This window comes from Xanthobacter sp. BG11Y11_SDJG (genome assembly GCF_057364445.1).
This window is the reverse complement of the sequence record NZ_JBNFNU010000275.1, coordinates 1-5,879: the sequence shown is the minus strand read 5'-3', so window position 1 is coordinate 5,879 and position 5,879 is coordinate 1. Positions and strand designations below refer to the sequence as shown.

Genomic DNA, 5,879 nt, shown 5'->3' with positions numbered 1-5,879 from the left:
GCGCCGGAGCCCGCCGCCGGCCCGGCTCGGTCAGCCGCGCGCTTGCGGCCGCGCGGCGCGCCGTCGAGCTCGACCCGACGAACACGCGGGGCCTTCAGGCCAAGATGTTCGCGCTCTACTTCTCAAAGGAGGTGGAGGCCGCCTTGCGGGTCGGCGAGCAGGCCCTGGCGATGAATCCGAACGACAGCGAGCTGATGGGCGAGTATGGGTTCCGGCTGGCGCTCGCGGGAAGCTGGCCGGCCGGCTGTTCCTTCATCCGGCGCGCGCGCGAACTCAATCCGGGCCCGCTGGGCTATTACGAGGCGGCCCTCGCGCTGTGCGCCTATTTCGACGGCGACCTTTCGGAGGCCGCCATGTGGATCCGAAACACGGGCGTGCCGGACAATCCCATGTACCACCTCATCGGGGCGGTCGTCTTCGGCGAGGCCGGCGACGCCGCGGTCGCAGCGGCCGAACTGGACTGGGTGCGCACCCATGCCCCGGGCATCGCGGCGAACCCGCGCGCCGTGATCGCAAGCCGCGTCCTGAAGCCGGCCGATGTGGAGCGCCTGATCGGCTCGCTCCGCAAGGCGGGACTTGCCATCCCCGAGCCGTAACCTTCCAGGCTAAGGTTCCGATGGGGCCGAGGCCGGCCACCGGGTACGCCCGGCGCAAGGCCTATCGCTGGCCCCAGGCCCATCCGGCGATGCGCCAGCTGCCGGATCGCCGACACGACCTCTCTGCACCCGTCGACGCAGAGAGGCAATAAATACCGCCTTCGGCATCGCGGATCGAGACGTCGCCGACCGCCCCTGCGACATCTCTTTGTTTAAAGACGACGCTCCGATCCGGGACGCCGCAACGTGACCGTGGCCATACAGGATCGAAGCCCGGGTTCGGCCCGTCCGGCGCGGTGCGCGATTGGGCGCTCGACGACCTGCCTTGTGCCTGTAAAGATCAGCAGGTCGGTCGCGGAAGCATTCGCCTGTGCCGGAGATGCTGATGTCACCGGCGTTCAGCTGGCCTGGACAACTGGGATGAGCCTCATGGCGTACATCATTGCCATAGCCGTCATCGGCATCCTGCTTCTGCAATGGTCCGGCGCCATTCCCGTGGATAGCGTCGGCGGCGCGCTCGTCATCGCCGCGGCTGTTCTTGCCGGTGCGCTGGCCGTCGCGCTCTACGAGGCCTGGAGCCGGAAGCGGGGCGTGCTCGGCTGGATCGTCAACATCCTGGTCGCGTGCGCGGGCATGCTGCTGGCCGCGCCCCTCGGCGGGGCGGTGATGGCGATGCTCCTTGCCCCGCTCATGGACGGCGCATCCTCGCTGGCCGCCGCGGGCGGCGCACCGATGGCGCTCGCGCTCGCCGGCCAGATGGCCATCGCACTGCTCGGCTCGTGGGGCGCGCTGGCGCTGGTGAACCGGTTGCGGTGACGATCCGGCGCCGGCCTTCCGGTGCGCCGCGGTGCGAGCGGCGGAACTGAGAAACGATAAATATATTCTAGAAGTCAGACGGTTCTGGCGGAGAGGGGGGATTCGAACCCCCGATACGGTTGCCCGTATGCCGCATTTCGAGTGCGGTGCATTCAACCACTCTGCCACCTCTCCGCAGAGGCGCGGGCACGGGCCCGGGCGCGTGGTTCGCCGCTTCTAGCGGAGAGCGCCTTCGGCGACAAGAGCGCATCGGGGGCCGCGGGCAGGGCAATCTCCCTAAGCAACGCGCGCTCCCCATCGCCCGCCGCGGCTTCGGGTCTGCGCCGCACCGATCCCGGCCGTGCCCGTCGCGGTGGCGACGCCACGCGGCGGTCTCAGGACCGCCGCAAGACCAGACGCAGGCCTGCCGGGCGCGGCTCCGATCCGACCCCCCAATCCCTGGTCCCGGCACAGAAGGGACGCCGCCGGTCCGGCGTGGGCCGGATCAAGAGCATTCGCGCCCGGACCGGGTCACACTGCCCTGAGGTGCCGCAGCGGGCGGCCCGGGGCCAAAGCCTGGGCGGCGGCGAGGATGGCGGCGGTGTCGACGCCATAGTGGCGGTAGAGGTCCGGCAGGCTGCCGGACTGGCCGAAATGCTCCACCCCGAGCGCCCGCATGCGGTGGCCGCACACGGCGCCGAGCCAGCCGAGGCTCGCCGGGTGCCCGTCCACCACGCTGACGATGCCGCAATGGCGCGGCAGCGGCTCCAGCAGCCGCTCGATATGGCTGCGGGCGGAGGAAAGCCCGCGCTCGCGGGCGCGGCCGGCGGCGGTCCAGCCGGCGTTCAGCCGGTCGGAGGAGGTGACCATCAAGAGCCCCACGTCACGCCGGTCCTCGGCCAAAAGGGCCACGGCGGCGATGGCCTCCGGCGCCAGCGCGCCCTGCACCGCGATCACCACCTCGGCATTGGGGCCGGGCGGGCGCAGCCAGTAGGCGCCATCCACCATGTGGCGGCGCTGCTCCTCGGTGAAGGCGCGCTGCGGCTGCTCCAGCGGCCGAGTGGAGAGGCGGAAATAGACCGAGCCGCCGGTCTCGTCGCGCAGCCAGTTGCGCTCGTCCTCTTCGCCGTCGCCGTCGCGCTGCACATAGTCGAAGGCGAACTGCATCAGCACCGCCAGCTCGTCCACGAAGCACGGCTCGAACGCGGCGAGCCCGTCCTGCGCCATGCCGATGAGCGGGGTCGAGATGGACTGGTGCGCGCCGCCCTCCGGCGCCAGCGTGATGCCCGACGGCGTCGCCACGACGATGAAGCGGGCGTCCTGGTAGCAGGCATAGTTCAGCGCATCGAGCCCGCGGCAGATGAAGGGGTCGTAGAGCGTGCCCACCGGCACCAGGCGGGCGCCGAACAGCGAGTGGGAGAGCCCCAGCGCCGAGAGCAGCAGGAACAGGTTCATCTCGGCGATGCCGAGCTCCATGTGCTGGCCCTTGGGCGAGAACTGCCAGGAGAAGGTGGAGGGGATCTTCTCGCGCTTGAACACGTCGGACAGCTCGCGCCGGGCGAACAGGCCGCGCCGGTTCACCCACGGGCCGAGATTGGTGGAGACCGTCACGTCCGGCGAGGTGGTGACGATGCGGTCGGCCAGCGCGCCGTCGCCCTTCGCCAGCTCCTGGAGGATGAGGCCGAAGCCGGCCTGGGTGGAGAGCGTCGCATTGGGCGGCGGGGCGATCGCCGGCACCGGCAGGGCGGGGGAGGAAAAGCGCCGGCGCCCCTCGCGGGCGAACGGCACCTTCTCAAGGAAGCGCTCCATCTGGGCGGGCGGCACGGCGAGGCCCTCGAACGGGTCGAACTCGTGGCCCGCCCGCACGTTCATGGCGGCGCGGAACTCCTCCATCTGGGAGGCGGTCATGAGGCCGGCATGGTTGTCCTTGTGGCCGGCGAGCGGCAGGCCGTAGCCCTTCACGGTGTAGCAGAGGAAGCAGACCGGCCGGTCATGGGTGATGGAGGTGAAGGCGTCGATCAGCGTCGAGATGTCGTGGCCGCCCAGATTGGTCATCAGCGCGGACAGCTCGGCGTCCGAGCGGCGCGCGATGAGGGCGGAGACCTCGCCCTGGTCGCCGAGGTCGTCCATCAGGCGCTTGCGCCAGGCCGCGCCGCCCTGGAAGGTGAGGGCGGAATAGTCCGGGTTCGGGCACTCGTCGATCCAGCGCTTCAGCGCCTGCCCGCCCGGCTCGCGGAACGCGGCCTCCTGGAGCGCGCCGTACTTGACGATCACCACCTGCCAGCCCATGGCCTCGAAGATGCCGACGAAGCGCTCGTAGAGGCCTTCGTGCACCACGCCGTCGAGGCTCTGGCGGTTGTAGTCCACCACCCACCAGGTGTTGCGCACGTCGTGCTTCCAGCCCTCGAGCAGTGCCTCGAAGACGTTGCCCTCGTCCAGCTCCGCGTCGCCGACGAGCGCGATCATGCGGCCCTTCTTGCGGCCGTTGGCGAGGCCGTGGGCGTGCACATAGTCCTGCGCCAGCGAGGCGAACAGGGTCTGGGCGACGCCGAGGCCGACCGAGCCGGTGGAGAAGTCCACGTCGTCGTCGTCCTTGGTGCGCGAGGGATAGGACTGCGCGCCCTTGTAGCCGCGGAAATTCTCCAGCTTCTCGCGGCTCTGGAAGCCGAGCAGATACTGGATGGCGTGGAACACGGGGCTCGCATGGGGCTTCACCGCCACCCGGTCCTCGGGACGCAGCACGTGGAAATAGAGCGCCGTCATGATGGTGGCGAGGGAGGCCGAGGACGCCTGGTGGCCGCCCACCTTGAGCCCGTCCTCGCTGGCGCGCAGATGGTTGGCGTTGTGGATCATGTAGCTCGCCAGCCAGAGCGCCTTGCGCTCCAGGGCGGCCAGAATGTCGATGTCGCGTGCGTCCTCGCGTGCAGTCTCGCGTGCCATTGCGCTGGTCCTCGGCCCCTTCATCCCGGCCCGGTCGCGGGCCTCCCGGCGCGGCGCCGGCATGGCGGCCAGTCTAGCGCGGAACCGGCGGCGCATTCCGCCGATTTGTGCTCGACAACGCCCGTTTGGTGCACAAATCTGGCGCATCAGAAGCGAAAGACGATCAGATCATGCGCCTCGATCCGGCAGACCGAAAGATCCTTGCCGCCCTCCAGTGCGACGGGCGGGCCAGCATCACCGATGTGGCGACCGAGGTGGGGCTCTCGCCCTCGGCGTGCCTCAGGCGGGTGAAGGCGCTGGAGGAGGCGGGGCTGATCGCGCGCTACGTGGCGGTGCTCGACCAGCGCAAGGCGGGGCTGCCGGTCAGCGTCTTCGTCTCGATCCGGCTGGAGCGCCAGCGCGAGGACGCGCTCGACGCCTTCGCCGCCGCCATCCGCCCCTGGCCGGAAGTTTTGGAATGCTATCTGATGACCGGCGCGCGCGATTACCTTTTGCGGGTGGTGGCGGCGGACCTCGACGCCTATGAGCGGTTCCTCAAGCAGAAGCTGACGCGGGTGGAGGGCATCGCCTCCATCGAAAGCTCCTTCGCGCTGGAGCAGGTGAAATATTCCAACGTGCTGCCGCTGCCCTGAGGCGGCTGGAAGGATGAGGCCATGGCGATCCGTGTGGGCATCGGCGGCTGGACGTTCGAGCCGTGGCGCGGGGTGTTCTATCCCGAAGGGCTGGCGCAGTCGAAGGAGCTGGGCTTCGCATCGCGGGCCCTGAAGACCATCGAGATCAACGGCACCTTCTATCGCAACCCGACGCCCAAATCCTGCGCCGGCTGGGCGGCCCAGGCGCCGGAAGGCTTCGTGTTCGCGCTCAAGGCGCCGCGCTATGCCACCAACCGGCGGGTGCTGGCGGAGACGGGGGAGAGTGTCGCCCGGTTCATGTCGAGCGGCATCGTCGAGATGGGCGAGAAGCTCGGCCCCATCAACTGGCAGTTCGCGCCCACGAAGGCGTTCGACCCGGAAGACTTCGCGCGATTTCTCGACCTGCTGCCGGCGGCCCACGCGGGCGTCGCGCTGCGCCACGCAATAGAGGTGCGCCACCCGAGCTTCGCCTGCGCCGACTTCGTCGCCCTCGCCCGCACGCATGCGGTTGCCATCGTCTATGCGGATCACGATACCCATCCGGCCATCGCCGACATCACCGCGCCGTTCACCTATGCCCGGCTGATGAACGGGCGGGAGGAGGTGGAGACCGGCTATGACGCCGCGGCGCTGAAGCACTGGGCGGCGGGGGCGCAGGATTGGGCGCAGGGCAGGGTGCCGGAAGGGCTCCCCACGTTCGGCAAGGCCGCTGAGAAGGGCGCCAAGAGCGCGGCCAAGAGCGCGCCGAAGAGCGCGGCGCGCGACGTGTTCGTCTACCTCATCAACGGCGGAAAGGTGCGGGCGCCGGCCGGGGCGATGGCGCTCCAGAAGCTGGTGGACGGCTGAGGGACGGGGCGGGGCGGCGCCGGGCCTCAGCTCTTGCGCGCGGCGACGAAGGCCGCGGCCTCGCTCAGGA

The 5,879-nt window shown here is 70.0% G+C and carries 5 protein-coding genes and 1 tRNA gene; 4 read left to right on the top strand and 2 right to left on the bottom strand.

Translation table 11 applies throughout. The features are described 5' to 3' along the window. Both AC2W7M_RS18430 and AC2W7M_RS18425 read left to right on the top strand, forming a co-directional pair. Positions 1-596, top strand: a 596-nt coding sequence (locus AC2W7M_RS18430; protein ID WP_486133901.1) for a tetratricopeptide repeat protein, incomplete at its 5' end; no start/stop codon positions are given. Between the two features lie 420 nt (positions 597-1,016). Beyond that, positions 1,017-1,412 carry a hypothetical protein gene (locus tag AC2W7M_RS18425; protein ID WP_486133899.1) on the top strand — a complete coding sequence of 132 codons (396 nt, stop codon included), beginning with the start codon at positions 1,017-1,019 and terminating at the stop codon, positions 1,410-1,412. Between the two features lie 85 nt (positions 1,413-1,497). Here the strand turns inward: AC2W7M_RS18425 and AC2W7M_RS18420 are convergent. After that, positions 1,498-1,586: transfer RNA gene (locus tag AC2W7M_RS18420), tRNA-Ser, on the bottom strand. A 336-nt stretch (positions 1,587-1,922) separates the two neighbouring features. Then, positions 1,923-4,331 (bottom strand): transketolase-like TK C-terminal-containing protein, encoded by a 2,409-nt coding sequence (locus AC2W7M_RS18415; protein WP_486133897.1) that lies wholly within the window; start codon positions 4,329-4,331, stop codon positions 1,923-1,925. Between the two features lie 170 nt (positions 4,332-4,501). On the opposite strand from AC2W7M_RS18415, the gene AC2W7M_RS18410 reads away from it, so the two are divergent. Together AC2W7M_RS18410 and AC2W7M_RS18405 are read left to right on the top strand one after the other, a co-directional pair. Beyond that, positions 4,502-4,963, top strand: a complete 462-nt coding sequence (locus AC2W7M_RS18410; protein ID WP_486133895.1) for an Lrp/AsnC family transcriptional regulator — start codon at positions 4,502-4,504, stop codon at positions 4,961-4,963. A 21-nt stretch (positions 4,964-4,984) separates the two neighbouring features. After that, positions 4,985-5,809, top strand: a complete 825-nt coding sequence (locus AC2W7M_RS18405; protein WP_486133893.1) for a DUF72 domain-containing protein — start codon at positions 4,985-4,987, stop codon at positions 5,807-5,809. The last annotated feature ends 70 nt before the right edge of the window (positions 5,810-5,879 follow it).